Source organism: Hymenobacter sp. DG01 (assembly GCF_006352025.1).
Taxonomy (GTDB): Bacteria; Bacteroidota; Bacteroidia; order Cytophagales; family Hymenobacteraceae; genus Hymenobacter.
On sequence record NZ_CP040936.1, the window covers coordinates 2,888,104 to 2,912,602 of the forward strand.

Annotated in this window: 24 protein-coding genes; 15 read left to right on the top strand and 9 right to left on the bottom strand. The window is 61.0% G+C overall.

Features of this window, described 5'->3' with window-relative positions:
• Nucleotides 1-28: 28 nt before the first annotated feature.
• Both FGZ14_RS12170 and FGZ14_RS12175 read left to right on the top strand, forming a co-directional pair.
• On the top strand, nt 29-1,225 hold the full coding sequence (locus FGZ14_RS12170) for a pyridoxal phosphate-dependent aminotransferase (RefSeq protein ID WP_139924527.1): 1,197 nt from the start codon (nt 29-31) through the stop codon (nt 1,223-1,225).
• A gap of 198 nt (nt 1,226-1,423) precedes the next feature.
• Entirely contained in the window at nt 1,424-1,915 is a 492-nt protein-coding gene (locus FGZ14_RS12175) for a hypothetical protein (RefSeq protein WP_139924528.1), read from the top strand.
• A gap of 243 nt (nt 1,916-2,158) precedes the next feature.
• Here FGZ14_RS12175 and FGZ14_RS12180 read toward each other — a convergent pair whose 3' ends face one another.
• Entirely contained in the window at nt 2,159-3,199 is a 1,041-nt protein-coding gene (locus FGZ14_RS12180) for an NAD(P)-dependent alcohol dehydrogenase (RefSeq protein ID WP_139924529.1), read from the bottom strand.
• Nucleotides 3,200-3,376: 177 nt separating this feature from the next.
• Here FGZ14_RS12180 and FGZ14_RS12185 point away from each other — a divergent pair, with 177 nt between their 5' ends.
• The gene (locus FGZ14_RS12185) at nt 3,377-4,033 is read left to right on the top strand and encodes a cytochrome b/b6 domain-containing protein (protein ID WP_139924530.1); all 657 of its coding nucleotides are present in this window, start codon (nt 3,377-3,379) and stop codon (nt 4,031-4,033) included.
• Nucleotides 4,034-4,213: 180 nt separating this feature from the next.
• Nucleotides 4,214-5,089 carry a multidrug resistance efflux transporter family protein gene (locus tag FGZ14_RS12190; protein WP_180754339.1) on the top strand — a complete coding sequence of 292 codons (876 nt, stop codon included), beginning with the start codon at nt 4,214-4,216 and terminating at the stop codon, nt 5,087-5,089.
• 17 nt (nt 5,090-5,106) lie between these two features.
• Here the strand turns inward: FGZ14_RS12190 and FGZ14_RS12195 are convergent, their stop codons facing one another.
• Together FGZ14_RS12195 and FGZ14_RS12200 are read right to left on the bottom strand one after the other, a co-directional pair.
• A complete protein-coding gene (locus FGZ14_RS12195) occupies nt 5,107-5,829 on the bottom strand; it encodes a DUF1990 domain-containing protein (protein ID WP_139924532.1) in 723 nt (240 codons plus the stop codon).
• A complete protein-coding gene (locus FGZ14_RS12200; RefSeq protein WP_139924533.1) occupies nt 5,822-6,391 on the bottom strand; it encodes a hypothetical protein in 570 nt (189 codons plus the stop codon). The genes FGZ14_RS12195 and FGZ14_RS12200 overlap by 8 nt, the downstream gene beginning before the upstream one ends.
• 137 nt (nt 6,392-6,528) lie before the next feature.
• Here FGZ14_RS12200 and nfi point away from each other — a divergent pair, with 137 nt between their 5' ends.
• From nfi to FGZ14_RS12215, 3 genes are all read left to right on the top strand, one after another.
• On the top strand, nt 6,529-7,215 hold the full coding sequence (gene nfi, locus FGZ14_RS12205; protein WP_139924534.1) for a deoxyribonuclease V: 687 nt from the start codon (nt 6,529-6,531) through the stop codon (nt 7,213-7,215).
• Nucleotides 7,216-7,559: 344 nt separating this feature from the next.
• Nucleotides 7,560-10,787, top strand: a complete 3,228-nt coding sequence (locus FGZ14_RS12210) for a TonB-dependent receptor (RefSeq protein ID WP_139924535.1) — start codon at nt 7,560-7,562, stop codon at nt 10,785-10,787.
• A 15-nt stretch (nt 10,788-10,802) separates the two neighbouring features.
• On the top strand, nt 10,803-12,275 hold the full coding sequence (locus FGZ14_RS12215) for a RagB/SusD family nutrient uptake outer membrane protein (protein WP_139924536.1): 1,473 nt from the start codon (nt 10,803-10,805) through the stop codon (nt 12,273-12,275).
• A gap of 51 nt (nt 12,276-12,326) precedes the next feature.
• Here the strand turns inward: FGZ14_RS12215 and FGZ14_RS12220 are convergent, their stop codons facing one another.
• Entirely contained in the window at nt 12,327-13,241 is a 915-nt protein-coding gene (locus FGZ14_RS12220) for a glutamate--tRNA ligase family protein (RefSeq protein ID WP_139924537.1), read from the bottom strand.
• 434 nt (nt 13,242-13,675) lie between these two features.
• Between FGZ14_RS12220 and FGZ14_RS12225 the strand changes: the two genes are divergently transcribed.
• The 7 genes from FGZ14_RS12225 to FGZ14_RS12255 all read left to right on the top strand — a co-directional run bounded on the left by FGZ14_RS12225 (nt 13,676) and on the right by FGZ14_RS12255 (nt 20,831).
• Nucleotides 13,676-14,389, top strand: coding sequence for a pirin family protein (locus FGZ14_RS12225; protein ID WP_139924538.1), 714 nt, complete (start codon nt 13,676-13,678; stop codon nt 14,387-14,389).
• Nucleotides 14,390-14,565: 176 nt separating this feature from the next.
• Nucleotides 14,566-15,144 carry a nitroreductase family protein gene (locus tag FGZ14_RS12230; RefSeq protein ID WP_139924539.1) on the top strand — a complete coding sequence of 193 codons (579 nt, stop codon included), beginning with the start codon at nt 14,566-14,568 and terminating at the stop codon, nt 15,142-15,144.
• A gap of 3 nt (nt 15,145-15,147) precedes the next feature.
• Complete coding sequence (locus tag FGZ14_RS12235; protein ID WP_139924540.1) at nt 15,148-15,858, top strand: pirin family protein; 711 nt, start codon at nt 15,148-15,150, stop codon at nt 15,856-15,858.
• 185 nt (nt 15,859-16,043) lie between these two features.
• Nucleotides 16,044-18,470, top strand: a complete 2,427-nt coding sequence (locus tag FGZ14_RS12240) for a prolyl oligopeptidase family serine peptidase (protein ID WP_139924541.1) — start codon at nt 16,044-16,046, stop codon at nt 18,468-18,470.
• Nucleotides 18,471-18,677: 207 nt separating this feature from the next.
• On the top strand, nt 18,678-18,971 hold the full coding sequence (locus tag FGZ14_RS12245; RefSeq protein ID WP_180754340.1) for a glycine zipper domain-containing protein: 294 nt from the start codon (nt 18,678-18,680) through the stop codon (nt 18,969-18,971).
• A gap of 267 nt (nt 18,972-19,238) precedes the next feature.
• Nucleotides 19,239-20,180: a D-2-hydroxyacid dehydrogenase gene (locus tag FGZ14_RS12250; RefSeq protein WP_308217145.1), complete on the top strand. Its 942-nt coding sequence runs from the start codon at nt 19,239-19,241 to the stop codon at nt 20,178-20,180.
• Between the two features lie 81 nt (nt 20,181-20,261).
• The gene (locus tag FGZ14_RS12255) at nt 20,262-20,831 is read left to right on the top strand and encodes a hypothetical protein (RefSeq protein WP_139924542.1); all 570 of its coding nucleotides are present in this window, start codon (nt 20,262-20,264) and stop codon (nt 20,829-20,831) included.
• A gap of 99 nt (nt 20,832-20,930) precedes the next feature.
• Here FGZ14_RS12255 and FGZ14_RS21755 read toward each other — a convergent pair whose 3' ends face one another.
• Nucleotides 20,931-21,071, bottom strand: a complete 141-nt coding sequence (locus FGZ14_RS21755; protein ID WP_180754341.1) for a hypothetical protein — start codon at nt 21,069-21,071, stop codon at nt 20,931-20,933.
• 175 nt (nt 21,072-21,246) lie between these two features.
• Between FGZ14_RS21755 and FGZ14_RS12260 the strand changes: the two genes are divergently transcribed.
• Nucleotides 21,247-21,831 (top strand): HPP family protein, encoded by a 585-nt coding sequence (locus FGZ14_RS12260; protein ID WP_139924543.1) that lies wholly within the window; start codon nt 21,247-21,249, stop codon nt 21,829-21,831.
• Nucleotides 21,832-21,838: 7 nt separating this feature from the next.
• Here the strand turns inward: FGZ14_RS12260 and FGZ14_RS12265 are convergent, their stop codons facing one another.
• The 4 genes from FGZ14_RS12265 to FGZ14_RS12280 form a co-directional block, all read right to left on the bottom strand.
• Nucleotides 21,839-22,603, bottom strand: coding sequence for a DUF72 domain-containing protein (locus FGZ14_RS12265; RefSeq protein ID WP_139924544.1), 765 nt, complete (start codon nt 22,601-22,603; stop codon nt 21,839-21,841).
• Nucleotides 22,604-22,606: 3 nt separating this feature from the next.
• Complete coding sequence (locus tag FGZ14_RS12270) at nt 22,607-23,110, bottom strand: DUF2243 domain-containing protein (RefSeq protein WP_139924545.1); 504 nt, start codon at nt 23,108-23,110, stop codon at nt 22,607-22,609.
• The gene (locus FGZ14_RS12275; RefSeq protein WP_139924546.1) at nt 23,107-23,340 is read right to left on the bottom strand and encodes a hypothetical protein; all 234 of its coding nucleotides are present in this window, start codon (nt 23,338-23,340) and stop codon (nt 23,107-23,109) included. The genes FGZ14_RS12270 and FGZ14_RS12275 overlap by 4 nt, the downstream gene beginning before the upstream one ends.
• 286 nt (nt 23,341-23,626) lie before the next feature.
• Nucleotides 23,627-24,370 carry a DUF72 domain-containing protein gene (locus tag FGZ14_RS12280; RefSeq protein ID WP_139924547.1) on the bottom strand — a complete coding sequence of 248 codons (744 nt, stop codon included), beginning with the start codon at nt 24,368-24,370 and terminating at the stop codon, nt 23,627-23,629.
• Between the last annotated feature and the right edge of the window lie 129 nt (nt 24,371-24,499).

Sequence of the window (24,499 nt, forward strand, 5' to 3'; positions counted from 1 at the left end):
TCAGCCCGAATGGCCTATCTTTAAGCCCATGCTCCAGATTTCGCAGCGTGGCCTGGCCTTGCCACCCTCCCCTTACCGCCGCCTCACCCCGTACGCCGACGATGCCCGCCGGCGCGGCATTACGGTACACCCGCTCAACATCGGTCAGCCCGATATTGAAACGCCCCCTACCATGCTGGCGGCCGTGCAGCAGGCCGACATCCGGGTGCTGGAATACGGCCCCACGGCGGGCTACCCCAGCTACCGCCAGAAACTGGCCGAGTACTACCAGCGCTTGGGCCTGCCCGTGGCCGCCGACGACATTCTGGTGACGACGGGGGGTAGCGAATCGATTTCGTTTGCCCTGCTGGCTTGCCTCAACCCCGGCGACGAGTTCATCGTGCCTGAGCCTTTTTACGGCCCCTACAACGCCTTCGCCATTGCAACCGGCACGCACGTGGTGGCCGTGGCCTCTCACCTGGAAAATGACTTTGCGCTGCCGCCCATTGCGGAGTTTGAGCGTCGCATCACGCCGCGCACCAAGGCCATCCTCATCTGCAGTCCCAACAACCCCACCGGCTACGTGTATAGCCGCTCGGAGCTGGAGCAGCTGAAGGAGCTGTGCCTGCGCCACAACCTGTACCTGCTCGCCGATGAGGCCTACCGCGAGTTCTGCTACGATGACGCCTTCACCAGCGCCCTGAGTCTGGCAGGAGCCGATGAGCACGTGGTACTGCTCGATACCATCTCGAAGCGCTACAGTGCCTGCGGGGCTCGTATTGGGGCCTTGGTGACAAAGAACAAGGCGCTACGCGACGTTATTTTCAAGCTGGCTCAGCTGCGGGTGTGCCCGCCCGGCCTGGGGCAGCTGCTGGCAGAAGCCGCCGCCGACTTGCCCGAGGACTATTTCGACCACACCAAAGCCGAGTACCAGGCCCGCCGCGACCTGATGGTGAGCCGCCTGCGGGCCATGCCCGGCGTACGCTGCCCTTTGCCGCGCGGGGCGTTCTACGTGCTCTGCCACTTGCCTGTGGACGATGCCGAGCGGTTTGCCCGGTGGCTGCTGGAAGACTTCAGCTACCAGGGCCAGACGCTGATGGTGTCGCCGGCCGCAGGGTTCTACGCCACCGCCAGCCTGGGCCGCCAGCAGATGCGCCTGGCCTACGTGGTCAACCAGGAGGTCATCAACCAGGCCATGGACTGCCTGGAAGTGGCCCTGCAGCAGTACCCAGGTCGGCAGGAGTAAGGGAATTAAGCCGTGTTCCGGTGCCGGAAGTAAGCAGGCCGTTATCATTCGTAACGGGGTGAGGAATCTGAGTTATACACTCGAAATATGAACCCAGATGCCTCACCCCGTTCCGAATGACAGCTGGCTTTGCTGGTAGCACAACCGTACGAAGCTTTTCAGTATCTTCTGGGCTGATTCTTGCCTGTTCTTGCCCCGATGAAACGCTTTCTGCCTCTGCTACTCCTGCCGCTGCTGGGTTCCGTGCCCAAAGCCCTACCCCCTCTCCTGCCCGACTCTGCCCGCCTGCTTACCCTGCGCATCAACGGGCAGCCGGTGGAAGCGGATACGACCAGCTCCCGCTTCTTTCTGGGCACCGACCGCGCCCTGCGCCTGAACATTGTGAGGGCCGATGACCCCGACGGCGAGGGCCTGACCATTATCATCGACCGGTTCCCGATTCAGGCCGGTACCTACACGTTCCAGGAAATCCTGAGCGGCCGCAACCGCGACGCCTCTTACCGTTACGGCAGCACCGCCGCCTACTCCAAATCCTGCCCCGATAACCCCGGCTCCGTGACCATTACTGGCGTAAACGCCGCCCGGCACTGGCTGGCTGGGTCCTACCGCTGCCAGGTTTGCGAATCGGGCCGGGGCGGCAAGCGCCTCACCCTGGAAGGTACCTTCCGCTACCCCGTAGAGAAGGAGTAAGTGGTGAGGTTGTGAACTGGTGAGTGAGTGAATGAGTGAAGTGCAGTCCTGTCATGGCGAGCGGAGCGAAGCCATCCGTCCTGCGCAAAATCCCTACCCCCTGAAACGTGACAAGCCCTTACTTCCTGCGTGGAGGTAAGGGCTTGTCGCATTACTAGGCTTGTCACAAAGAGAGGACGGATGGCTTCGTCGTGCCTCCTCGCCATGACGACTCACCAATTCACTATCTCACCAGTTCACCACTTAAATAGTGGCCAGGTCCAGCACGAAGCGGTACTTCACGTCGGACTTGAGCATGCGCTCATAAGCTTCGTTGATGTAGTCCATCCGGATGATTTCCACGTCGCTCATTACGTTGTGCTCGGCGCAGAAGTCGAGCATTTCCTGCGTTTCCTTGATGCCCCCAATCAGCGAGCCGGCAATGCGGCGGCGCTTGGCAATGAGGTTGAAAGCGTGCAATTGCGGCGCTTCCGGCGGTACGCCCAGCAGTACCATGGTGCCATCGAGGCGCAGGGTGCTGATGTAGGGCGTCAGGTCCATGGTAGCCGATACGGTATTGATGATCAGGTCGAAGTAGTTCGACACCGATTTCATCGACTCCTGATCTTTGCTAACCACGAACTTATGAGCGCCCAGGGCTTTGGCGTCGGCTTCTTTGTTGGGCGAGGTGCTGAATACGGTTACCTCGCAGCCCAGGGCGGCGGCAAATTTCACGGCCATGTGACCCAGACCGCCCAGACCCATTACAGCCACCCGGTCACCGGCTTTGGCGTTCCACTGGCGCAGCGGCGACCAGGTGGTGATGCCGGCGCACAGCAACGGGGCTACGCGGGCCAGATCGAGCTTTTCCGATACGTGCAGCACGAATTTCTCCGTTACCACGATGTGGTTGGAGTAGCCGCCGTAGGTCACGGTGCCGTCGCGGTCCTGGGCGCCGTAGGTACCCACGAAGCCTTCGTCGCAGTACTGCTCCAGGCCTTCGTTACACTCGGGGCAGTGCTGGCAGGAGTTTACCATGCAGCCTACGCCGGCCAGGTCGCCTACCTTAAAGCCTTTTACGTGGGCGCCCACTTCGGTCACGCGGCCCACAATTTCGTGGCCGGGCACCATCGGGAATACGGAGCCGCCCCACTCGTCGCGCACCTGGTGCAAATCGGAGTGGCACACGCCGCAGAACAGAATTTCGATGCGTACATCGTGGGCGCCTACCTCGCGGCGCTGGAAATCGAAGGGTACGAGGGGCGCGTTTACCGCCGGAGCGGCATAGCCTTTTGCTTCTGACATGAGAAGGGTTGGTTGTAGAGTAGCAAAAAAATCAGTGCGAAGCCTCTAAACTGATTCAGGGACGGAAGGTTTGGCCGGAGCTGCAACACGGAGGGCCGACCGGTTGTGTTTGCTGCGCATAACTTGGCGTTGTGCTATATCTTACCCGGCTCTGCCACTCCCCTCAACCAGTAGTTTATGACTCCCCAAACTGAACAAGCGCCGCCTACAACCGGCCTGAAACGCAACTCCCTGGGCCTGCGCATCTGGCACTGGACCAACTCAGCCCTGGTTTCGGCGCAGCTGCTGACCATTCTATTTCTGTCGGTGATTGTCAAGACCAAAACGCTGGCCCCAGAGTTCAGCAAGGCACTGGCCGAAAAAGGCGTACAGATGAGCCCTACCGACTTGCGCGGCCTCTCGCGTATTGTTTCGCACCGCATCTGGGACTGGCACATCTGGCTGGGCCTGGCACTGGCGGTGGTGCTGGCCTACCGGGTGCTGGTGAGCTTCCGGCAGCGCGGCGGCCAACGCACCGCCGCCAAACTGGCCCGCCTGAAGGCCCGCACTGCCCAGGGCGACCCTACCGTGGGGCTGGGCGTATGGGTGCGATACTCCTACCGCGCCTTCTACCTAGTACTGGCCGTGATGGTAGTTACGGGCCTAATTCTCGTGTTCGAGGATTACTTCCGCAGCATCGAGCATACGGCCAAGGAAATTCATAATGCCTCCATGTACCTCGTCATTGCCTTCGTGGTGGCGCACATCCTGGGCGTGTTCCGCGCTGAAGTGACACACGAGCCCGGCATCACCTCCGACATGATACACGGCGGCCGACCCGTGGAAAACGCCTAGCCTCTATTGGCTTAGCGCCGGGCGCCAGCCCAGGGCCTGCCTCCGCGGGTGGCCGTGGGCTTCTTTCTTTTCCGTTGCTTTGCTAGGCCATTTCTTCTGGCCGCTAAGAATATCATGCCGTCATCTTCTTCAGCCGCCCCAAAACCGCTACGCCCTATTCTGCTGGCTACGTTGGGGGCCATGCTGTTTTCTTCCACCTTCCTGCTCAACCGCCTGATGGCTACCACCGGCGGCTCCTGGGTTTGGACGGCGGTGCTACGCTACGCCTACACCGCCCTGATTCTGACGGGCTGGCTGCTGCTGCGCGGCGAGTGGGCGGGGTTCTGGCGGTTCTGGCGCGGCTCGTGGCGGCTGTGGGTGCTGTGGGGCAGTGTGGGCATTGGTGTGTTCTACTCGCTGGTAGCCGTGGCAGCCGAGTTCAGCCCAGCCTGGCTGATAGCGGGCTCCTTCCAGTTGGTACTGCTCTCGGGCCTGCTGCTTACTCCCTTCATTTACCCCGACCACCGCGCTAAGCTCAATCTGCCGGCCCTGCGTATGGCGGGGGTGGTAGTGGTGGGCGTGCTCCTAATGCAGGTTGAAAACGTAACCCAGGGCTTTTCAGCGAAGGCACTGCTGGGCTTTGGCATGATCGTCGTGTCCACGTTTCTCTATCCCCTCGCCAACCGCAAAGTGCTGCTATATCTGGAAACGGCCCCGGTGCGGGTTTCGGCGGTACAGATGGTATTGGGCCTTACCCTGGGCAGCCTACCGTTCTGGGCGCTGGTGTCGGTGTGGGGCGGCCTTACAGGTCCGGGCCCTACCCCGCAGCAGTGGGGCTACACCTTTGTAGTGGCACTGCTCGCCGGCGTAGTAGCCACCGGGCTGTTCTACTACGCCCTGGCCCTGGCCGGCCCGAATGCTACCCTGCTCGGGGCCGTGGAAGCTACCCAGTCGGTGGAACTGCTGACCACCGTGGCTATTGAAGTGACGCTGCTGGGTGCCCCACTCCCCTCGCCCCTGAGCTGGGCGGGCATGACCCTGGTGGTACTGGGGATTGTGCTCTACAGTCGGCTGTAATAGGGTTACGCTTCGCCTCAGCGCGATTTATCAAGCTGCTCCTGGGCGCCGGGCTCGGCAGAAACGACCTGTACCGGCGGAGCATCCTGTGGGGCCGGGGCCTGCCAGCCCTTGCGCAGCATTTCGGCCACCTGCTCCTTCAGGCGCCGCATCGATTCGTGGGCGAACCTGCGCTGCAGCATGCGCCCGAACAGCCGGAAGCCGATCCAGTAAAACGGGTTGCTGATGCGGCCCGTCTGCGAAAACGCATGAATATGAAACCGCACCCGACCCGTGGTCAGGTTTTTATGGATGGTGAAGTCAATTTGCCCGCGCTCGAAGTGGCCTTCCAGGGTGCGGTAATTGTAACCCCACACCTGCTCCTGCTCGCCGGTGGGCAGCGTTTGCCGCTCGTCCGTCACGCCCCCGATGCGCACCCCAAACCAGAACGTGAACAGCAGGAAGCGGCCCCGCAGCACCATCACGCGCTGCTCCAGGGGCTGATCGGGCAGGAAGATGCCGGTAATCAGATCAGGAGGCGGGAAGGTGTAGTTGCGCAGCACCTCGCGGGCTGCCGCCCAGGAGCCGTGCGGGTCCGGGGGGCCGGGGGCTTCCAGGGGCAGCTCCGCTTCGTAGTCGTCCACGCGCCAGCCGTTTTCGGGCGTGTACTCACTGGTTTTGGTCAGGTCGAAGTTGTAGCCGGCCTTCGTGTAGGCCTCCAGGCGGGCCTTCTGGAGCTGATAAAGCGGCGGCTTAGGCATCGTGGGTTACTTCGGTTCCGGTGGTGTCCTGCTTTACGGTTTCTACCTGCACGGGGCATAGTTGAAGCCCGCCGCTGCGCTCGGCCACGCGCTGGCAAAACGTTTCCCAGGTTTGCTGCTGCACTTTGCGGCCCACACCCAGCGTGTCGTAGGTCAGGGCCACTAGCCCGTCGCGGGAGCGGGCCTTCGAGTGAATTTCGAAGCGCAGCGTATCGGGCAGGGAGGCGTGGGGGCGCAGCGTGAAGCAGATGCGACCAGCCTCGGGGTGGTTTTCGAGGGTAGCCAGCTCAAAGAAGTCGGGGCCTATTTCCGTCACGCGCACCTCCCCATTCCAGGGCCCCAGTATTTTGATATGAAACTCGTCGCCCACGTTCAGGCCAGTGCCGTGGCCTTGTTTCTTCTCGAAGTCGGCCAGGGAATCCGGGGCATATTCGGGCAGGTGGCTTTTGATGTGCTGCAGCAGTTCGGAGGCCGACTGGCGCGGGTGCTGCACATCTACCCAGTAGCGGCGCTCGAAAAATGGGCCGCTGCCGGTGTGGGCGGGTTGTTCAGCTTTAGACATGGCAGGGAAAGGTAGTTGACCAGAATAACGTAGGTGGCCGACCGGGGTTGTAGCCCAGCCAGGGGGTAGGCGCCCGATAACCCCGCTGCGGCCGGGGTAGTAGAAGTAGCATTCACTTGCCCTACCCCCCTCTGCCCATGGCCTACTACCGCCCGCCCGGCCTAGCCCCCGACCCCATCATCGTGCGTGACCTCACGCGCCAGCAAGACGAAATGCGCACTCTGGTCCGGCTGGAGCCCTTGCCCCATGAGCCCCAGCTTATTGCCGGCTGCGACTCCTCGTTCCCTACCCCCGAAACGGTGCTGTCGGTGTTTGTGGTGCTGCGTTTTCCCTCCCTCGAAGTGGTGGAGAGGGTGTACCATACCAGCCCCGTAACCCTGCCCTATATTCCGGGCCTGTTGTCTTTCCGCGAGGCCCCCAACCTGCTGCTGGCCTACGAAAAGCTCCGGCACCAGCCCGACGTGATTATGGTGGACGGCCACGGTATTGCCCACCCACGCCGCATGGGTATTGCCGCCCACCTGGGCGTCATGCTCGATGTGCCTACGTTTGGAGTAGCTAAGCAGAAGCTTACCGGCACCTATCAGGAGCCGGCCCTTACTAAAGGCAGCCTCTCGCCCCTTACCGACAAAAACGGGGAGCTATTAGGAGAGGTCATTCGCAGTAAAGACAAGGTGAACCCATTATTCGTGAGCCCCGGCCACCGCTGCGACCAGGCCACGGCTACCCGCCTCACGCTGGCTTGCCTGCGCGGGTATAAGCTGCCGGAGCCCACCCGCCTGGCCGACCACTGGGCCGAAGAGTTTAAAAAAGACCTGAAGTAAGATTACCGTCCTTTGTTCCCGGTTAACTCCTATAAATCAAACTCTTGTCCTTTCCCTCTGCCATATGCCTTAGGGTACCGGCTGTTTGTAGGCCGATGTGCTTGTTGAGCTTGTCTGGGGCATTATTTCCCTTTTGCACCCCGCTACTCATGAAAATGCAGTAGCGGGGTATTATTTTAATAAGACTATATTTTATGCAAAATACATGAATACATATACACAACTAATTATTGTGTCAAAACGCCTTGATTGTTGAAATAAGTTCATACATACTTTGTTTTGATTAATGATCTGGCGTTTATTCGTCCCGATACATGAGTTTTTTCATAATCAAATACGCAAGTATGAAGAAAGCTTTACTCTTGTGCCCTCTGGTAGCATTGGCACTTACTGGTCAGGAAGCCTGGGCTCAGACCCAGACTATTTCGGGCCGGGTCGTTGGAACGGATGGGGCAGGTCTGCCGGGCGTTACGGTTATCGTGAAGGGAGGCTCGCAGGGCACTTCCACGGACAGTGACGGCCGCTATTCTATTTCGGTGCCAGCGTCCACGTCCTCGCTGGTGTATTCGTTCATTGGCTACGCTCCTAAGGAAGTGGCTATTGGCGGGCAGTCTTCCATCAACGTTACCCTGAGTTCCAGTGCTACTGGCCTCGATGAGGTAGTGGTGGTAGGCTACGGCCTCACCCAGTCGCGCCGCGACCTGACGGGCTCGGTAGCCACGGTAAGCGCCGCCCAGATTGCCAACAAGCCGGTACAAAGCTTCGAGCAGGCCCTGCAGGGGCAGGCCGCGGGTGTCAACATCACTACCCCCAACGGGGTGCTGAACAACCCGCCGGTGATCCGCATCCGGGGCGTAAACTCTATCAGCCTGAACTCGGCCCCCCTGTTCGTTATCGATGGGATTCCGGCCTTTAGCGGCAACAGCTCGGCCGTGGGCAGCGTGCCCAACAACCCGCTCAGCAACATCAACCCCAACGACATTGAGAGCGTGGAGGTGCTGAAGGATGCTTCGGCCACGGCCATCTACGGCTCGCGGGCGGCAGGCGGCGTGATTCTGGTAACCACCAAGCGCGGCAAAAAAGGCCAGAGCAAAATCTCGCTCGACTCGTGGGTGGGCTGGTCGGAGCCGGTGCGCCTCTACGACATTCTGAACGCCTCGGACTACATCAGCATCAAGAACGAGGCCGTCCGGAACCTGAACGCCAACCGCGCCGCCATCGGGCAGCCGGCTACCAACGTGGAGGGCTTCAAGCCTACCCTCGATGGCAGCGGCAACCCCGTGGATACCAAGTGGTACGACTACATTTACCGCACGGGCTTCTCCAGCTCCAACAACCTGAACTTCAGCGGCGGTACCGACAAAACCACGTACTACACCTCCGTTGGGTACACCGATCAAAAGGGCATGCTGGAGGGCAACTCCTTTAAGCGGGCCTCGGCGCGCCTCAACATCGACCATAAGGTGTTTTCCCGCCTCAGCATTGGCGCCCGCATTGGCTACTCCAACACCCGCAACGCCTCGCCCAACTCGGGTTCCGTGGGGGATGGAGCCTTCGGGACAGCCGGCCTGGGCCGCCTGCCGCTGGTGCTGCCGCCCAACGTACCTGCCTTCAATCCGGATGGCAGCTACAACGTAGCCACGGCCTACGGCAACGGCGGTTTGGGCCCGGGGGCCAACATCAACCCCACCACCGGCACTCCCCTCATCGTCAGCTACTACAACCCGGTAGTGGACATCGAAAACAACTACTTCCGCTCGGAGGGCAGCGAAATTCAGGGTAGCGTAAACGCCACCCTGGAAGTACTGAAAGGCCTGCGCGTGCGCACCAACTTCGGTATCTATAACATTGCTTTCGAAGACCAGGCCTTCTACACCTCCCAGGGCGGCGACGGCTACGTACCCGGGGGCCAGGCCCTGAACTACTACCGCACCAACAAGCGCTGGAACTGGCAGAACACGGCCCAGTACGATGCCAGCCTGGGTGGCAAGCACAACATTTCGCTGCTGGCCGGCACCGAGCAGCAGCGCACCACCATTGACCGCTGGGGCGCCAGCCGCACGGGGGTAGCCGATATCTTCTTTAACACGTTCCAGGGCAACTTTACCAACGTGGCCGTGGATGGGAACTACCAGGGCGAAAACTACCTGCTCTCGTACTTCGGGCGAGCCGACTACAACTTCAACAAGAAGTACCTGGCCGCCATCAACTTCCGCCGCGACGGCTACTCGGCCTGGGCTCAGAAGTGGGGTAACTTCTACGGGGTATCGGTGGGCTATGCCATTTCGGAAGAGGATTTCTGGAAAAACTCCAGCTTGCTGAACAAGGTGAATTTCCTGAAGCTGACCGGCAGCTACGGCGAGGTGGGCAACAGCGCCATTGCCGATGACTTCCCCTCCCTGAACCTGTACTCCTCGGGCCTGTACGGGGCCTCCCCCACCCTGTTCTACAGCAACGCCGGCAACACCCGCTTGTCGTGGGAAACCAGCAAGAAAACCGACGTGGGAATGTCGTTCGCTATTCTGGATGAGCGCATTCAGGGCGACATAGGCTACTACAAAAACCTGGTGGACGGGCTGATTCTGGGCGTACCTCAGGCCCCCTCAAAGGGCATTCCGGGCAACCAGATTTTCGCTAACGTGGGCTCCATGCAGAACACGGGCATGGAAGTAAGCCTGCGCTTCAATGCCATCAGCAAGCCCAAGTTCAACTGGTCGGTGAGCGGCAACCTGACCACTCTGAAAAACAAGGTGCTGCGCCTGGCCACCGAAGGCCAGCGCCTGGCCACGGCTACCTCCCTAGAAACCGTAAACTTCACGCAGGTAGGCCGCTCAGTGGGCGAAATCCTGGCGGTGAAGTCGTTGGGCGTGAACCCGGCCAACGGGCAGCGCATGGTGGAAAAGCGGAATGCGGACGGCACTACCACCGTGGTGCAGTACAACCACTTAGGTACTACTGGTGTAGGCTCTACGGGCTGGACCACCATAGACGGCAAGAACACCACAGCGCCTTCGCAGTCGGTTGATGGGGTGCTGTTCGGGCCGGTGCTGCCTACCTGGTACGGCGGCTTCGACAACACCTTCCGCTACGGCGGCTTCGACCTGGGCATCTTTATCCAGTTCTCGGGCGGCAACTACATCTACAACGGCACTAAATCCGGCCTGCACGACCAGCGCTTCTGGAATAACGAGGTAGATATTAAGGACCGCTGGACGCCGGAAAACCCCGACAACGCCAAGTGGCCCCGCCTGGTGTACGGCGACAACGTCTCGAACGGCTCGGCCCTGATTCTGTCGTCGAACGTGGAGAAGGGCGATTTTGCCCGTCTGCGGAACGTGTCCCTGGGCTACACCCTCAACCAGGGGCTGCTTACCCGCCTGGGCGGCCTGAGCACGGCCCGCTTTTATGTGCAGGTGCAGAACGCGGCCCTGCTGACCAAGTACTCCGGCATCGACCCCGAAATTTCAACCAACACCGGGGCTGGTCAAAACGCCAACACCGGCGCCGGGGTTGACCGCAACTCGGTGGGTCAGGCGCGCACGTACACGGTAGGTTTCAACATTGGCTTCTAATTTCCTCTGTCTCTGATGAAGACATTCAAGCATAAAATTACAGTAGGCATTTGCACCGCTCTGCTGGGTCTGGGCACGGTTTCCTGCAACGAAGACCTGCTGGAGCCGGCCCCCAAAACCTCCCTGTTCAGCGGTGTGGCCTTTGATACGCCCGCCCGCATCAGCCTGCAGGTAAATAACCTGTACGACTACATGAAATCGGGCAGCTTTCTGGGGGGCCGCTACCAGGTGTACGGCGACATCCGGGCCAACGACTTTATCAACCAGGGCTCTAACCTGGTAACCGGCACGGCCGTGTGGCAGCACACGCTCACGGAAGCCTCGCAGAACGATGTCATTAACCTGTGGAACTCTGCCTACCAGGCCATCAACCAGATCAACGTGTTTCTGGACGGCATGGCGGCCAACAGCGGCAAGTTTGTAGCCCCAGCCTTCCCGGCCGACTTTGCCACCAAAACGTCGCTGGGCTACCAGGGCGAGGCGCGCCTGCTCCGGGCCCTGGCCTACTACTCGCTGCTGCAGTTTTACGCCCGGCCCTACGCCGACGGCAACGGCAGCAAGCTCGGCCTGCCCCTGCGCCTGAAAGGCGAAACCGGCCAGGATAATAACGAGCTGGCCCGCAGCACCGTGGCCCAGGTGTACGAGCAGATTCTGGCCGACCTGAACTTCGCGGAGCAAAACCTGCCCCTGACTCAAGGTACGCCGGCCCTGAACACCACCCGCGCCCACCGCAACACGGCCATTGCCCTCAAAACGCGGGTGTACCTGAGCATGGGCCGCTACACCGATGTAATAACGGAAGCCAACAAGATTGTATCCGCCACGGCACCCTTCACGGCTACTTCAGGGGTAGCCCATGCCCTGAGCCCGTCCGTGGCCGCCGTGTTTGCCCCGCCTCAGGAAACAGCCGAAACCATTCTGGGCTTCCCGGCCACGGCGCAGGATGCGCCGGGTACGCAGAACCAGCTGGGCTTCTACTTCTCCAGCGAGTACAGCCTCAATCCCAACGGCGTGTTGGGCGACGCCCGCTTTGCCGCCACGGATGCCCGTCGTACCTCCTTCGTGACGGTGGTAGGTACTACCCCCTTCCTGAACAAGAAGTACCCCACTGGCTCGCCCTACACGGATAAAGCCCCGGTTATTCGCTACGCCGAGGTGCTCCTGAACTTGGCCGAAGCCCGCGCCCGCGCCAACGCCTCCGACGCCCAGGCTCTGGCCCTGCTGAACGCGGTACGGGGCCGCTCCAACCCGGACGGCGTATATACGGCGGCCAGCTTCAGCAGCACCTTCAGCATCATTGACGCTATTCTGCTGGAGCGCCGGATTGAGTTCCTGGGTGAGGGCCTGCGCAACAACGACATTATGCGCCTGCTGGCTCCTATTCCGGGCAAAGCCACCATCAGCGCCGTGCAGCCCACCGATGGTAACTACATCTGGCCCATTCCTTCCACGGAGCGCCTCACCAACAAAGCCATTGTTCAGAACTAAGGCTGCGTAACTTTCCTAAAAAAAGCCCCTTTGGTTGCCAGAGGGGCTTTTTTATGCGCCGGGGTGTAGCTCGGCCAGCAAACCAGCCAACGACTGGCCGACCGCTGGGGCCAGTCCCAGCAGCCGTGCTACGGCCCCGTACACCACCTGTGGGGAGCCTGCTTCCTCCACAATGCCACGCTGCCCGCCCGCCTGCGTCGATTTCGACAGCTTCTGCCCGCTCTCATCAAGCACCAGCCCATGATGCAGAAACCGGGTACTCCTAAACGCTTCCTGCCCGGGCAGATACTGCGCCAGCCAGAGCTGGGCGGCCGTGCTAGGCAGCAAATCCTGTCCGCGCACCACCAACGTAACGCCCAGGCGTACATCGTCCACCACGGAGGCCACCTGGTAGGCGGCGGCTCCGTCCTTCTTGCGCACTACAAAGTCGCCCAGCGCTGTATCCAGATGACTTGTTACCGGCCCCTGAAGCAGGTCGGGGAAATGCACCGTGGTAGCTGGCGGCACGAGGGCGCGCCATGCGGTTTGAGGCGTAGCGAGGGGTAGGGAATAGTGGCGGCAGGTGCCGGGGTAGCAGCCATCGGGGCGGGCCAGGCGAGCCAGGTCGGTGCGGGAGCAGCGGCAGGCGTAAAACACGCCGGGGTGGGCCTGCTTTGCCGCCTGCAGCACGGCTTCGTAGGCAGACAGCAGATGCTGCTGGGAGAAGTAACGCTCGAAGTCCTCGGGGCCCGCGGGGCCGTGGTCATAGTCGAGGCCCAGCCACTCCAGGGTCCGGAAGATATTCTCGAGGTAGGCGGGCCGGAACCGGGCGCGGTCCAGATCATCAATGCGCAGGTGCAGCACCCCACCCGCCCGACGTGTAAGCAGCCAGGTCAGGGTGAAGTTGATGGCATTGCCCAGGTGCAGAAAACCGCTGGGGGTAGGAGCCAGCCGGGAGACAACAGGAAAATCAGGCCACTGGAGCATAACCCCGGCAAGGTACTACCCGCCCTGATACGGGCCATAGCATATCGGTCTTGCTGCGTTAGCCTACGGCTGCCCTTGCACGACGCGTCGCCCTTTGCCCCTAATAATAAGCTCATTATACGCTACCAGAACGCACGGCACTTAGCCCCTACTGGTACCAGTGACTTGCCCAGCAGAAAGCTTCCGTTGCGCGGGGCTTGTTCAGTCGGCACGCACTTATGTATAGGGCCCGGTGCATAGCTATCGGGCACAATATTTTATTTTACCCGCTCGTCCGCGCTACCTACTTGGCTATCAGATGAGTTTACTACTCCGCGACCTGCGTGCATGGGGGTCGCCGCTTGCAAATGTATAGCGAGAGGTGAATCTTTGGCCCACAATCTATGTATGTACATACGATTCCCACCAGGTACTCATTCCAAGTCGCTTCTTTTATGCAAACGCTTCTTCATACGGCCGCTTCGCGCGGGCACGCCAACCACGGCTGGCTCAACTCCTACCATACCTTCAGCTTTGCCGGCTACCACAATCCCGAGCGGGTACACTTCGGGGTGCTGCGGGTGTTGAACGACGATACCGTGGCGGGCGGCATGGGTTTCGGCACCCACCCCCACGACAATATGGAAATCATCAGCATTCCGCTTTCCGGCACGCTGGAGCACAAGGACAGCGCCGGCAACCACGGTATTATCCGCAGCGGCGACGTGCAGGTGATGAGTGCCGGCACGGGCATTGCCCACAGCGAGAAAAACCACAGTCCGCATGAAGAAGTGAAGTTTCTGCAGATCTGGGTGTTCCCGAACAAGCGCAACGTAACGCCCCGCTACGATCAGCAAACCTTCCAGGCTGCGGACCGCCGCAACCAGTTCCAGCAGGTTTTGTCGCCTGACCCCACCGACGCGGGCGTCTGGATTCATCAGGATGCGTGGTTCCATCTGGCCGATTTTGAAGCGGGCTTTGCCGCCGACTATCAGGTGAAGAAGCAGGGCAACGGCGTGTATGTGTTTGTGCTGGAAGGCGACGCCACGGTAGGCGGCCAAGCCCTGCACCGCCGCGACGGCCTGGGCCTCTGGGACACGGATGGCTTCACGATGCAGGCGACTTCCAACGCGCGCCTGCTGCTGATGGAAGTCCCCATGAGCTTGTAGTAGCCGGGGCCTTGCCGGTATCGGCGCCAACCTCCGGGCGTTTCAGGTGTTACTGGGTCTGCCGGGGGTAGGCGGCTGCTTTCCTCGAGGCCGGCTTTCTTACCAGCTTGCGGGTAGGGCCGGCAGCCACCTTTATTTTTTAGTCAGCGCAATTACTTGGCGCAATTCTGTCAGTTATGAAACACGCTCCCACCACGTTTCCCGTACTGGAAACCATTCGCAAGCGCTGGAGCCCCCGTGCTTTTGCCAGCTACCCCGTAGCACCCGAAACGCTGCAGCAGGTATTTGAGGCCGCTTCCTGGGCCGCCAGCGCCATGAACGAGCAGCCCTGGCGCTACATCTACGCCCACCACGCCGATGGGGAAACCTTTCAGAAAATGGTGGACTGCCTGCTGCCCGGCAACCAGCCCTGGGCTAAACACGCGCCCGTGCTGATTCTGGCCCTGGCCAAAACTCACTACGATAATGGCACGCCCAACGGCGCCGCCCTGCACGACCTGGGCCTGGCCAATGGCAACCTGATTCTGGAAGCTACGGCCCTGGGCCTGCACGGCCACTTTATGGGCGGCTTCGACGCGGCCAAGACCCGCGAGGTATTTCAGCTACCCGAAACCCTGCAGCCCGTAACCTTTATTGCCCTGGGCTACCTTGGCACCGCCGAACAATTGGAGGAGCCGTTCCTGAGCCGGGAAAAGACACCGCGCCAGCGTAAGGCCCTCCACGAAATTGCCTTTCACCACCAGCTACCTGCCTAACCCATGCCGTACCGCCACACCCCAGCCTCCGACCGCGGCCTGAAGGACATTGGCTGGCTGCAAAGCCACTTTTCTCTCAGCTTCGGCTCCTACGCCAACCCCGAGCGGGCCGGCTTCGGGCTGCTGCGCGTCTTCAACGATGACTTCGTGAAGCCCGGCCACGGGTTTGGCCTGCACGCCCACGCCAACATGGAAATTATTTCCGTGATGCTGGCCGGACACATGAACCACAAGGACTCGCTGGGCTACTCCGAGGAGGTAACCCAGGACTGGGTGCAGATTATGAGCGCCGGCTCGGGGCTGCGGCACGAAGAGCACAACATCGGGCAGGAGGAAGTCAATTTTCTGCAAATCTGGATTGAGCCCAAGCTCCAGAACGTAACGCCGCGCTACCAGCGCCGCCACTTCCCCCGGGCAAAGCGCCGCAACCAGCTCACCACCATCGTCAGCAATGAGGAAGGCACGGCGCACTGCTGGATCAACCAGAACGCCAAGCTCAGCCTGGGCCTGTTCGAGGCCGGCCAGACGGTGGAATACCGCCTGAACCCGCTCAACAAGTGCGTATTTCTTTTCCTGATGGAAGGCCAGCTAACGGCAAACGGGCAGGCCGTGGGGCCCCGCGAAAGTCTCGGCCTCTGGGAAACCGATGCCGTGGCTATTCAGGTGGAGGCCGAAAGTCACTTCCTTCTGATTGAGGTTCCTGTCAATCATTAGGGCGGCTTACAGGCCCGAGCCCAGCACTACACGCCGGATTTCTGCGCTCCGCAGAGGTTCGGCGTTTTTTTGGGCGCGTTAAGCCGGCAGCTACGGAATCTGGCGGAGTAGAGTTGCACATCCTTTAGAAAATCTGCCGGATTGTACCGTCCTTTGTGGTAATTTTCTGTTGCTTACCTCTTTCTATGAAGATACTTCGACTTACCCTGGCCCTCTGCGTGGGTACCATGGGCCTGGCAGCGGCGCAGGATCTGCCCTACCAGACTCCGCCCCGCGCCATTGCAGCGCTTGCCGAAGCCCCGCCTACCCCCCGCGTCAGCTTTGCCTCCAATGGTCAATGGATGCTGGTGATGGACGTACAGGATATGCCCACCATTGCTGAGCTCAGCCAACCCGAGCTACGTCTGGCCGGGCTGCGCATTAACCCGCGCACCAACGGCAGCAGCCGGGCTTCTTACGCCTCTTCCTTACGCCTGCGGCAGCTGCCCGACGGCAAAGACCTGCTGATTACCGGCCTGCCGGCCAATGCCCGCATCAGCGACGTGCAATGGTCGCCGGACAATACCAAAATTGCCTTTACCCACACCACCAACAACCACGTAGAGCTGTGGATTGCTGATGTGGCCTCGGCCTCGGCCCGGCTGGTGCCCAATCTGTTTTTGAACAGCGTATTTGGTACTCCTTTCGAGTGGGTTTCTGACAATAAAACCATTATTGCCCGCGCCGTAGTGGGCGGCCGTGGCGAAGCGCCCAGCGCCACCGAGGCCCCCAAAGGCCCGGCCATTCAGCAGAACATCGGCAAGACGGCCGGAGCCCGCACCTACCAGGACTTGCTGAAAAGCCCCATCGACGAGCGCCTGTTTGACTACTACGCCCTGGCGCAGGTAGTGAAAGTAGGCCTGGATGGGCGCATGGCCCCGCTGGGCCAGCCCGGTATTATTCAGCAGGCCCTGCCCGCTCCCAATGGCCGCTACGTGATGGTGCGCACCCGCCACCGTCCCTACTCCTACACCCTGCCCGTCAGCAGCTTCCCCCAGCGGGTAGATATTCTGAACCTGGAAGGGCTGGTGGTAAAGGAGCTGGCCGAAGTGCCGCTGGCCGACAACGTGCCCACCAGCTTTGACGCCGTGCCCACCGGTCCCCGTCAGTTTGGCTGGCGCGAGGATGCCCCCAACACCGCGTTCTGGGTAGAAGCCCAGGATGGCGGCAACCCTAAAACAGAGGCTGCCGTGCGCGACAAGCTGTACGGCCTGGCTGCCCCCTTCGATGGGCAACCCCAGGAGCTGGCGGCCCTACCCCTGCGCTTCCGCGACATCCACTGGGGCAACGATAAGCTGGCCCTGGTGGAAGGCTACCGCTGGGCTGACCGCAAGGAAACCACCTGGACCCTGGACCTGGCCACTAAAACGTCCCTGACGCCCCTGTTCGAGCGCTCCTCCCAGGATACCTACACGCACCCGGGCTCGCCCTACCTGCGCCGCAACGCCCAGGGCCGCTACGTGCTGCACACCGACGGTACCGGCGACGTGGTGTACCTGATCGGGGTTGGCGCTTCGCCGGAAGGGGACCGGCCCTTTATTGATGAGCTGAACGTACGCACCAAAAAGAGCCTGCGCTGGTGGCGCTCCGAGGCCCCGTACTACGAGATGCCGGTTACCATTCTCGACGCCAACAAGCGCGTATTTGTAACGCGCCGCGAGTCGCCGCAGGAATCGCCCAACTACTACCTGCGCGATGCTCCGAGCCTGAAGGTAACGCCCCTTACCAAGTTTCCGAACCCGTACGCCAGCCTAGGCAACCTGCAGAAGCAGGTGCTTAAGTACAAGCGTGCCGACGGCGTAGAGCTGACCGCCAATCTGTACCTGCCGCCCAACTACAAGAAGGAGGATGGTCCCCTGCCTACCCTAATGGAGGCCTACCCCGTGGAGTTCAAGGATAAGAAAGACGCCAGCCAGGTGAAGGGCTCTCCCTACACGTTTGCCCGCCTCAATTGGGGCTCGCCGGTATTCTGGGTGACGCAGGGCTACGCCGTACTGCAGGGCACCAGCATTCCGATTGTGGGTGAAGGCGCCAAGCAGCCCAACGACACGTACGTGGAGCAGTTGACGGCTTCGGCGAAGGCGGCCATTGACGAAGGCAAGCGCCTGGGAGTGGTGGACCCGAACCGGGTGGCTGTCATGGGCCATAGCTACGGCGCCTTTATGACGGCCAACCTGTTGGCTCACACCAACTTGTTCAAGGCCGGTATTGCTCGCAGCGGCGCCTATAACCGCACCCTCACGCCCTTCGGATTCCAGGGTGAGGAACGCACGTTCTGGGAAGCGCCGGAGGTGTACAACGCCATGTCTCCCTTCAACTTCGCCAACAAAATCAAAACCCCGATTCTGCTGATTCACGGCGAGGCCGACAACAACTCCGGCACCTTCCCCATCCAGAGTGAGCGGTTCTATAACGCCCTAAAAGGCCACGGCGCCACGGTGCGCTACGTGGTGCTGCCCGCAGAGTCGCACGGCTATGCCGCCCGCGAGTCTATCATGCACATGCTCTGGGAAATGAATACGTGGCTGGACACCTACGTGAAGAAAGCCAGCCCGGCCGAACCATTGAAGTAAGGCCAAGCACTGCTCGTTTGCCTGAGCTATAAAAATGCCCCCAGACTGCTAGTCTGGGGGCATTTTTATAGCTCAGCTTCTATATAGCATTTTGCTATAGCATGCAACAGAACTGCGTGCAAAATTATGACCAGTTTGAAACCTGCGTTTTAAGGCTTCGTTAAAAAAGCCAAACATCATCCTCTCAGGATTTTAATCATAGATTCCATGAAAACGCTCAAAATATATGCGGCTATGCTTTCGGCCTTGTTTGTGATGGAAAGCACGGTAGTAGTTTCGGATGCCGAAGCGCAAACCAAGCCCAAGAAAACCTGGAGTAAGAAAGCCAAAGGTGCCGCCATTGGTGGCGGGGCCGGTGCCGTTACCGGGGCCGTGGTAGGCGGTACCAAAGGAGCCATTATAGGTACGGCAGCCGGCGCTGCCGCCGGTGGCCTGCTGGGTCGCAAAAAGGACAAGAAGAAAGACCCGGTGCGCTACGAGCAGTATTCGCGCCGCGACTAATCAATAGAACCAACCAGTCAAAAGAGAAGGCCCCAGGCTATGTAGCTTGGGGCCTTCTCTTTTGCTTAGCTGATAGCCTACCCCAAAGCTTACAGGCCAACGCGGGTGCCATAGAGGCTGCTCTTGGCGGCAGGCCGGCCGAGGATATTTTCCCGCAGGAAGCAAAACCTGCTGTTGCTCTAATTGACCCACCCACGGCCACAGCCGTAGCTTCCGGCGCCCGCAAACTGAGCCCGGCTGTGCAACCCTGACAGCTAACCCCCGATTATGGATACCATGCACCTATTCGTTTACTCCAACCTGAACGCGGCGGCCCGTGCCTACTTGCTCCGGCAACTGCCGCCTGATGTGCGGGCAACCTTCCGTACCGGGCTGGCCCCCGCCGACCAGCGCCCAGCCCTGGATACAGCTGATATATTGCTGGGAAACCCGCCCCCCGAATGGCTGCAGTCCGTCCCGCCCCAGCTGCAGTTCTGGCAAATCGACTCGGCCGGGATTGACCAGTACCAGGGGGTAGCCCTGGCCTGCCCGGTGGCTAATATGGGTGACTTCTTTGCCTGGCCCTGCGCCGAAACCATGGTGGCAGGTGTGCTGGGCCTGCTGCGCTACATACCGGAGCTGGCGGTGCTGCAGGCCCAAAAACAGTGGGTAGGGGCGCCGTTGCGCCCTCAACTGGGGCTGTTGCGCGGCAAGCAGGTTATTATTCTGGGCCGCGGAACCATTGGACAGGCGGTAGCGCAGCAGCTGACAGGATTTGGCTGCACGGTGCAGTTCCTGGCCCGCACCGATTCGCAGGCTCAGCTGCACTCCGAGCAGGAGCTGCGGGCGACCCTCCCCTCCGCCGACATCGTGGTAAACTGCCTGCCCGGCAGCGCCAAAGGCTTTTTCTCGGGCGAGCTGATTGCGGCCATGCGCCCGGATGCGCTTTACGCCAGCGTGGGCCGCGGCACTACCACCGACGAGCCGGCCCTGATAGAGGCCCTGCGCACCGGCCGGCTGGGCGGAGCCGTGCTGGATGTAACGGCCCAGGAGCCCCTGCCGGTCGAAAGTCCGCTCTGGAGCCTGCCGCGCGTGCTGCTTACCCAGCACAGTGGGGGCGGGCAGCCCGGCGAGGATGAGGGCAAAGTAGATATCCTGCTGCGCAACCTGCGGCACCTGCGCCAGCACGAGGCCCTGGAAAACCAGGTGCAACTAGCACGGGGTTACTAGAGGGGCAGCGGCCTCTCAGCAACTTTCGGAGCTAGGGCTGAGTATGTTCCTTTAACTGTTTCTTCCCGTTTTCCGCTGCATATGAACCCTCCGCGCACATACTCCGCCGACACAGAAGTCCAGCTGTGGCAACAGGTAGCCGCCGACCTGGCTCAGGATGGAAACCAATACGAATATCAGGCCGAGCTTCTGCACGGTGGCTACCGCACGCAGTTTGGGCTGGATATAGACCTGGGCGGCGGGTTTGAGGGTGGCTACGAGCTAACTACGCTAACCACGGTGGTGCCCGGCCGCCCCACCCTGCACTTTGCCCTGCACGAGCAGGACTGGGTGCACGAGCTGGGCAAGCTCCTGGGCCTGACGGACGTGGAGCTGCACGACCCCGAGCTGGATGCGGCCTTCATCATCACTACCAACGATGCCGCTGCCCTCCGGACCCTGCTGACCGAGCCCAGCGTACGGGCCACGCTGCTTAAGTACCAGCCGCTGCGCCTGACGCTAGCCCCCGCCCACCACGAGCCCGAAGCGGAAATACTCCTCACGTTCACGAAGGAAGAAGGCATTACGGATACCGCGCAGCTCCAGGAAATCTACCACATGCTGTACTTGCTGCTACAGCACTTGGCGCCCCCGCCCGCCGGCAGCCGCTAGCGGCTGCCTACCCCTGCCGGCAGCACAAACCCGGTTTGGGGCAGCTCGCACGCTGGCCCAAACCGGGTTTGTGGTTGAGGTAGCTGAAGGCCACGCGGGTTAGTGCCCGGGAATAACTCCCGTCAGGCGCATTACCCAGCCCATCAGGTACACTCCCATAATCACGAGCACGTAGGCCCACCAGGGCATATGGGCCAGCCGGTAGCCCAGGCCCATGTATCTTCTTGGTCTTGTGTCCATAGCGAGCTGTGATTAAGTGTTTTGCATAAGTTTAAGATAAATTTTTAATCAGATAAATCCTAGAAGAGGGCGCGCCCTGGTAGCAGCCACAGCCTGCGGCTGAAGCCCGCCCACCGGGCCTGTGTGGTGCAAAACGGCCCGGCGGCCAGTACTTTTGCGCGCGTACAGATTTGCCATGCGAGAAAAGCTCAGACAACGCATGCGCCGGGCGCGCTACATCTTTTACCAGGAAACCCTTTTTGATTATCAGGAGCACCTCTGGACCTTCTTGGGCTCGTTTGTGGGTATTGGCTTGCTGGGATGGCTGAACAGCGCCTTCCTGCCCCCTTACGACAACCTGTTTCTGATTGCTTCCTTCGGAGCCTCCTCGGTTCTGATTTATGGTCACATCAACAGTCCTCTGGCCCAGCCCCGCAACCTTATAGGCGGGCACGTAGTCAGTGCATTGGTGGGCGTTACGGTGCAGCAACTGCTACCCGCCCCGCTGTGGTTAACGGCGGCCCTGGCCGTTTCGCTGGCTATTGTGCTTATGCAGATAACCCGCACCCTGCACCCGCCGGGTGGAGCCACAGCCCTAATGGCCGTGGTAGGTTCCGAGAAGCTTAAGGCCCTGGGCTACCTCTACGTGCTGAGTCCCGTGCTGTCGGGCGTGCTGATTTTGTTTGTGGTGGCTATGGTGTTCAACAACGCCACCTCGCACCGCAGCTACCCGGCCAACAAGCACTGGTTCAAGATCTGGCGGCGGCGCTACCCCCACTAGCGGCCCGCTAGCGTTGGGCGCCGGTTAGCGCCAGCATCTGTCGGGCATTACCGATGGCGGACGCATCAATGTCGTTATTGAAGTAGAGGTAGGCTTCCTGAACGTGACCAGCGGCTTCTATTTCCTGGTGCACTCGCCGCAGAAACTCCTCAGGGTAAGGCGACTTATACAGCTCCGGCGTGCCGTGAAAGCGGTAGTAAAGCAGTTGGGTGTTGGTGACTACCTCATCGGGCAGGGCCGGATGGCTCTGGCCCACAAAGGCAATGCGCCGCCGGGCCAGCTCCTGGTACACGTGGCCCAACCACCAGCTAGGATGCCGGAACTCCACCACGTTCCGGAAAGCCGGGTCAAGGCTGTCGGTGATGCGAGCCAGGCGCTCCTCGGAGTAAGTGAGGCGCGGGGGCAGCTGAAACAGCACCGGCCCCAGCTTCTCACGCAAGCCCTCCTGCACGGTGCCGTAGAAATCGGCCAGCAGCTGAGCGCAGTCGTGAAACTGCTTGTAGTGGGTAATTAGGCGCGGAGCCTTCACCGAAAACTGAAAATCGGGTGGGCTTTGCTGATACCAGCTTTCCAGGGCCGAAAGCTGGGGAAAGCGGTAGAACGTCACGTTCAGCTCCAGCGTCCGGAAGTGCTGCTGATAAAACTCGAACCACCTGCGCTGGGGCAATTTCTCGGGGTAGAATGCGCCCCGCCAGTGCCGGTAGTGAAAGCCCGAGCAGCCAATATGGTAGGTGGGAGCGGCGGGCTCTGGGTTCAGGAGCAGGGTAGCCATGGGTTAGGCGCCGTAGGCCGTTCGGGGGGCCGTATCGGCGCGCCCGGCCCGGACCAGGGCCCAGCCGGCCAGCAGCAGCAGGAGCCCAAACGCCAGGAAGGCCATATCCCAGGGCATTTTCTGTTCGGTGTACTCGTACACGTGGTGCAGCCCCAGAATGGTGTGGTCAATCAGGCCTTCTACCACATTAAACAAACCCCAGCCCAGCAGCAGCCCGCCCACCAGCGTCCGGCCCGACCATGGCACATCGGGGCGGCGGCTGGCGGCCCACAGCACCCGCAGCCCAATGGCCGTGAGTACCCACACAGCCGCATGGAACACCCCGTCCCAGTACATATTCACTTTCGCGGCCACCAGGTTATCGGGGGGGAGCTGGTTGGAAAGCATGTTGTGCCACTGCAGAATCTGGTGGAGCACAATGCCATCAACAAAGCCGCCCAGGCCAGCGCCCAGCAGCAGGCCAGCCGCAATCAGGGGAGTGCGGTGCAGGGGTTGAGGTTGGGTCATGGGCGGGGGGTAGAGGTAAGACGAGATTTGAGGGCCGGCGCGAAAAACAAGCCCAGCCCGATGAGCAGCACCAGCCCCACCGGCAACAGCAGCACCAGCAGGTTAGTGGTATAGTCGGGGGTATGAATCTGGGCCTGTACCCGCGGCCGGCATACCCGGCAGGCCTGAGCCAGGGGGCCGGTAAGCAGCAGGCAGCAGGTAAGCCAGGCGGCAACTACCACTTTCATCATGGCTGAAAAAGGACGGGATACCGGAAGGGTACGTAGCGGCCCGGCGCAAAAGTTATGTCGAGCTTGCCGCCGGCCACCACCCCGACGCCTTCAAAACCAGACAACCGGCGACATGAAGGGCGGCACCAGCCTGACGGACCTTTCCGATAAAGGCGGCAGCTGCTCCAGCTCTTCGCGGAGCAGCCAGCAGTAGCCCCGCTTAAAAGACGCAACGCCATGCTTACCGGCCCTCATTAGCGCGTTACTGGTGGGGTTGGCTTGCGTGAGGGCTCACGGCGCCTTCGCCTCAGGCCGGGCTGGTAAGCAACTCCTGCAGCTGCCGGGCGTTCAGGGCCCCTACCCCACCTATGCCGTTGTTGAAGAAGAGATACACCTCGCGCGCTTCGGGGGCGGCCTTCACCTCGGCCGCTACCCGGGCCAGAAACTCCGGGCTATACGGCGACTTATACAGCTCCGGCACGCCATGAAAGCGGTAGTACACGGCCGGCGTGTTGATGATTACCTCATCGGGGAGGGGTAGCGGATGGCTCTGGCCCACGAAGCTGACATTGTGCCGGGCCAGGCGGCGAAATACTTCCCCATCCCACCAGCTGGGGTGCCGAAACTCGATGACGTTCTGAAAACCAGAATCCAGCGCGGCCAGAATACGGTCCAGGTACTCTTCGGTGTACGCCGCTTTCGGGGGTAGCTGAAACAAGACGGGCCCCAGCTTTTCGCGCAGACCCTCCCACACGGTCCCGTAAAAATCGGCCAGAATAGGCTCGGCTTCGGGCCCGAACTTCTTGTAGTGCGTGACCTGCCGGGGCGCTTTCACGGCAAACCGGAAGTTGGCCGGACTTTGGTCGTACCACTGCTCGAAGGCCGCAAGGGCAGGCATCCGGTAAAAAGTGACGTTCAGCTCCAGGGTAGAAAATTGCGTGCAGTAGTAGGCAAACCACTTGCGCGGCGGCAGCTCCGGGGGATAAAATACGCCCTTCCAGTCGCGGTAGGAAAAGCCGGAGCAGCCAACGTAATAAAGGGGGGTAGGCATAAGCGGGAGGGGCCCAAAGCGGCCGGTAGCTCCGGGCAGTACGCAGCGGCGGCACGGAGTGGTTACGCTCGGAGCCGAGCCGCGGGCCGCCCGAAAAACCCAAAAGCGTCCTTCCGGCTGGCCGGAAGG

Coding starts and splice junctions, on each gene's coding strand:
- FGZ14_RS12280 (WP_139924547.1), bottom strand. CDS start 24,370: ATGCCTACCCCCCTTTATTACGTTGGCTGCTCCGGCTTTTCCTACCGC.
- FGZ14_RS12220 (WP_139924537.1), bottom strand. CDS start 13,241: ATGCTCCAGTGGCCTGATTTTCCTGTTGTCTCCCGGCTGGCTCCTACC.
- FGZ14_RS12275 (WP_139924546.1), bottom strand. CDS start 23,340: ATGATGAAAGTGGTAGTTGCCGCCTGGCTTACCTGCTGCCTGCTGCTT.
- FGZ14_RS12250 (WP_308217145.1), top strand. CDS start 19,239: ATGGATACCATGCACCTATTCGTTTACTCCAACCTGAACGCGGCGGCC.
- FGZ14_RS12200 (WP_139924533.1), bottom strand. CDS start 6,391: ATGTCTAAAGCTGAACAACCCGCCCACACCGGCAGCGGCCCATTTTTC.
- FGZ14_RS12195 (WP_139924532.1), bottom strand. CDS start 5,829: ATGCCTAAGCCGCCGCTTTATCAGCTCCAGAAGGCCCGCCTGGAGGCC.
- FGZ14_RS12255 (WP_139924542.1), top strand. CDS start 20,262: ATGAACCCTCCGCGCACATACTCCGCCGACACAGAAGTCCAGCTGTGG.
- FGZ14_RS12225 (WP_139924538.1), top strand. CDS start 13,676: ATGCAAACGCTTCTTCATACGGCCGCTTCGCGCGGGCACGCCAACCAC.
- FGZ14_RS12260 (WP_139924543.1), top strand. CDS start 21,247: ATGCGAGAAAAGCTCAGACAACGCATGCGCCGGGCGCGCTACATCTTT.
- FGZ14_RS12185 (WP_139924530.1), top strand. CDS start 3,377: ATGACTCCCCAAACTGAACAAGCGCCGCCTACAACCGGCCTGAAACGC.
- FGZ14_RS12235 (WP_139924540.1), top strand. CDS start 15,148: ATGCCGTACCGCCACACCCCAGCCTCCGACCGCGGCCTGAAGGACATT.
- FGZ14_RS12180 (WP_139924529.1), bottom strand. CDS start 3,199: ATGTCAGAAGCAAAAGGCTATGCCGCTCCGGCGGTAAACGCGCCCCTC.
- FGZ14_RS12170 (WP_139924527.1), top strand. CDS start 29: ATGCTCCAGATTTCGCAGCGTGGCCTGGCCTTGCCACCCTCCCCTTAC.
- FGZ14_RS12190 (WP_180754339.1), top strand. CDS start 4,214: ATGCTGTTTTCTTCCACCTTCCTGCTCAACCGCCTGATGGCTACCACC.
- FGZ14_RS12245 (WP_180754340.1), top strand. CDS start 18,678: ATGAAAACGCTCAAAATATATGCGGCTATGCTTTCGGCCTTGTTTGTG.
- FGZ14_RS12270 (WP_139924545.1), bottom strand. CDS start 23,110: ATGACCCAACCTCAACCCCTGCACCGCACTCCCCTGATTGCGGCTGGC.
- FGZ14_RS12215 (WP_139924536.1), top strand. CDS start 10,803: ATGAAGACATTCAAGCATAAAATTACAGTAGGCATTTGCACCGCTCTG.
- FGZ14_RS21755 (WP_180754341.1), bottom strand. CDS start 21,071: ATGGACACAAGACCAAGAAGATACATGGGCCTGGGCTACCGGCTGGCC.
- FGZ14_RS12175 (WP_139924528.1), top strand. CDS start 1,424: ATGAAACGCTTTCTGCCTCTGCTACTCCTGCCGCTGCTGGGTTCCGTG.
- FGZ14_RS12265 (WP_139924544.1), bottom strand. CDS start 22,603: ATGGCTACCCTGCTCCTGAACCCAGAGCCCGCCGCTCCCACCTACCAT.
- FGZ14_RS12240 (WP_139924541.1), top strand. CDS start 16,044: ATGAAGATACTTCGACTTACCCTGGCCCTCTGCGTGGGTACCATGGGC.
- FGZ14_RS12210 (WP_139924535.1), top strand. CDS start 7,560: ATGAAGAAAGCTTTACTCTTGTGCCCTCTGGTAGCATTGGCACTTACT.
- nfi (WP_139924534.1), top strand. CDS start 6,529: ATGGCCTACTACCGCCCGCCCGGCCTAGCCCCCGACCCCATCATCGTG.
- FGZ14_RS12230 (WP_139924539.1), top strand. CDS start 14,566: ATGAAACACGCTCCCACCACGTTTCCCGTACTGGAAACCATTCGCAAG.